This window comes from Endozoicomonas sp. ONNA2, assembly GCF_024606365.1.
GTDB lineage: Bacteria > Pseudomonadota > Gammaproteobacteria > Pseudomonadales > Endozoicomonadaceae > Endozoicomonas.
The window spans coordinates 1-2,961 of sequence record NZ_JAHHPO010000601.1 but is presented as its reverse complement, the minus strand read 5'-3'; the positions used below and the strand labels follow the sequence as shown (position 1 = coordinate 2,961).

The 2,961-nt window shown below is 47.5% G+C and carries 3 protein-coding genes; all 3 read left to right on the top strand.

Annotated elements, in window-relative coordinates; translation table 11 throughout:
• Positions 1-203, top strand: a 203-nt coding sequence (locus KDK14_RS10640; protein WP_257265084.1) for a hypothetical protein, incomplete at its 5' end; no start/stop codon positions are given.
• A 166-nt stretch (positions 204-369) separates the two neighbouring features.
• A complete protein-coding gene (locus tag KDK14_RS10635) occupies positions 370-2,493 on the top strand; it encodes a WD40 repeat domain-containing protein (protein WP_257265083.1) in 2,124 nt (707 codons plus the stop codon).
• Between the two features lie 216 nt (positions 2,494-2,709).
• The coding region (locus KDK14_RS10630; protein ID WP_257265082.1) for a hypothetical protein at positions 2,710-2,961 on the top strand (252 nt) is incomplete at its 3' end.

Sequence of the window (2,961 nt, the reverse complement as noted above, 5' to 3'; positions counted from 1 at the left end):
AATATGATTTCATTTGGTTAACTACTTATGCAAGGTTTACAGTTTTTGGCGCTATCGCTTGCCAGTGCTTTTTGAGAAGTTACCAAAAATATCATGGAACAAAGCTTTTCTCCGGTGGAATTGGTATTTCTCTGAACCATAAAATAACGCACCTTCAATTTACAACGCTTGTGCAGTGTTTGGCATTTTTCTGTGATTTTTAAAAAATCGCCAAGAGCAGGAACTTTTGTCAGATTAACTGATCTACAGCTCGGTTTAATTAAATCTTTAGACAGGTAATAGCAGTGCGAGTCAAAAACCTACAGGATGCTATTGGTCAATGGCCCTGTAACTATTGAGCCAATTTTATGCAAACATACCGGAGCTATCATGCAACCAACAGCGCAGAATTACCTGAGTAGTATGCCAGGCGCCACAGTCGCAAGCGGTTTGGAAGAAGACAAAGAGATGTTAATTGACGGTCTTAAGCCATTATCCGGTCTAGTGACAGCATTCAACAAAAAAATCTCGGAAGCCTGTAGACAGAATGGAACTCAATCAATCATACAGCTATACAAAGAGTTACCACCGGGATGGATGGCCATTACCAATACCGATTTCCGTAATCGCAAGCTGGAAATTGTCGGGCTGAATTTTTCCCTGAATTCTGCATCGCCAGACGCTCGTGATGCATCACGGCAGCCCGATGTCGAGATGATACAGTTAAATCGTCGTATTGAGTCAGGCAATATTGACCCGACAAAGAGCTACATTTTCCAATGCCGGGAAAATTGTCTTGAACTTAAACTGGATGTCGTCTTCGGTCATTCTATACATACTGCCAGTTTCAGCCCAACGGGTAAGAACCTCTTGATCGCTGGTTGCGACAGTTTGACAGATCATAGCCTGAGAATCTGGCGACAAGCCGAAGATGGCAACTGGTCGGAAAACGGCAGGGTCGAGGAATCACGGCATATTTCTCACCAGCTCAACCGGTCGGAAAATACCCTGCTGACCTGCAGTCAAGATGGCAATGTCAAGGTGAATAAACTGAATAGTGATGGCTGTTGGGAGGAAGCCGTGGTGCTTGCTCACCCCCTTAAAGAAGGCAATCCGCCAGTGGTGGCTCAGTTCAGCCCGTTGCAGGATAAGATTATGTACTACGACCATATGAGTGGCACAATCAACATATTGCGTGAGAGGGACGATGGCCGGTGGGTCCTGCAATCACAGCCAGAAAAAATCAGTTACCCTTTGCAATCCGGGGTAATGCAACCTCCCTTCAAGACCGGTGACAATTTTTTACTGACCTGTCAGACCAAAATAGCGACCATCTGGGATTGCGGTAATGAATTTTTCCCGGTCACGGCGTTTGCTGTGCAAGGCTGCACGGATATAGAGGGTATCCAGCTCAGTGATGATGAACGACATGGTATGATCTTCACTCAGGCTAATCGGGTTGACTTCCTGGATTGCGGTGTTAATGGCAACTGGGCGACCATCGGCGCCGTCCTTCATTCTGACCAGGCAGTACAACACGGCAGCACACGTGTGCCCAACCGTATTTGCACAGCCTCTTTCAATGCCTCCGGGCAATATGCCTTAACCGGAGACATAGCCAGAAACTTTGTAGTTTCTGGCTATGACAATAACGGTGCCTGGGTTGGAAAAATAGTAATTTCGGGTTGTGATCATGCTGCCTTCAGCCCCTCGGGGGGTAAATTGCTGGCTCATCTCGGTAGTGGCTTCTTTAAACTATGGGATTGCAGCCGCATTGGTGGCAGTCTGGATGTAAGCCAGACCATTGAGCACATCGGCAGTGACAATGTCTCCCACAGCCCTTCAGAGAATCTCCTCCTGAGCCATGGCAATAAGACAGATTACGTCTGCATTTGGGGTGATGACGAGACAGGTAATCTGGTTGAAAAAGCAAAGATATGCCATCCGGGTGGCATCGGGTCTGCTGCCTTCAATGCTCAGGAGGACAGTGTGCTCACCCGGGGCAGTAATGATTGCACTGTGAAAATCCACGGCCTCGACAGCCAGGGCCAATGGCCGCCACAGTTGGTGATTCAGCGTCAAGATAAAATCAATGAAGCCCGGTTTTCCACTTCAGGCCGTCTTGCCTTTACCCTTAACGACGATACCACCGCCTGCATCCTTGGGTGCGACGATAATGGCAAGTGGACGCAACAGGCGGTCACAAAACCTTATGGCTACTTCATTTCGGGTGCCCATGTTAATGGGCTGGATAACCATTTTCTGACCTATGGCAACAAAACCGATGGGGAGGACAATAACAAGCCCGGTCTTGTGCAACTCTGGAGCATCGGTGATGATGGCAAATGGGCAGACAGAGAGCTGATCACCCTGGATTATCCCGTAATCAAGGCCGAGTTTAGCCCCGAAGGTGATCATTTAATGATCCACTGCAAAAATCACCCTGAGAGTCTCGAGTCGAAAGGTTCCACTGCACTGCTCTGGAAGATTCCCGACGGCCCGAGACAATCTTGAACAGCCCCCTGACGGGGAATATTAAATTTATGTAAACACTTTGCCTGTATCAGGACCAGCTCTCTCTATTGAGTGGTCTGCTGTTGAGATACTGAATTTTCATTCAGTCAGTAAAATTCAAAGACCGCAAGGTTGCTACAGATCAATGGTTGCTCTTTGCCGTGAAAAATATTTTCACGCGCCATGGGCATTTGTACCAATATGACCGGAGTTATTATGAATCCATTGCCGCCAAGCCCTACACCAAAAGCCGCAGGTGGTTTGGAAGATGAAAAGGCGTTAATTAAAGGTATGGAGTCATTGTCCACCTCAGTGACTGACTCTAAAAAACGTATCCTGGAAGTCTCCCCTGATCCGACTCTATCGCTCAAACGCTTTAAACCGAATTTGCCACCCGGAAGGATGACCAGCCCCGATATCGGCGAACGTAAGCTGGAAATCGTCGGAATGGATTTATCAACGAATCAT

Coding starts and splice junctions, on each gene's coding strand:
- KDK14_RS10635 (WP_257265083.1), top strand. CDS start 370: ATGCAACCAACAGCGCAGAATTACCTGAGTAGTATGCCAGGCGCCACA.